A 245-nucleotide genomic window follows, 5' to 3' on the forward strand; every position below is an offset into this window, starting at 1 on the left:
ATAGAAGTCAGCGCGGTGAGCGAACACGACTTGTATAAGCATATCCCAAAAGACCATAGACTGATCAATTGGGGTGAAATCCAAACTGGACTCGCATTTTAGTCAGGTACTTAACACTACGGTAATTATGAAAAGGAGAGGTATGACATGATGAATTTCGGACAGGCAATTGAAGCATTGAAGCAAGGAAAGAAAGCAGCACGATCTGGTTGGAACGGAAAGGGCATGTGGTTGACGCTAGTTCC

1 protein-coding gene is annotated in these 245 nt (G+C 44.1%); it reads left to right on the plus strand.

Annotated elements, in window-relative coordinates:
• Positions 1-150 precede the first annotated feature (150 nt).
• Positions 151-245 (plus strand): Thoeris anti-defense Tad2 family protein (locus C3B52_RS36030; protein WP_123058883.1); only part of this gene is annotated, 95 nt, incomplete at its 3' end.

The organism is Brevibacillus reuszeri, assembly GCF_002897295.1.
In the GTDB taxonomy this organism is placed as follows: Bacteria; Bacillota; Bacilli; order Brevibacillales; family Brevibacillaceae; genus Brevibacillus; species Brevibacillus reuszeri_A.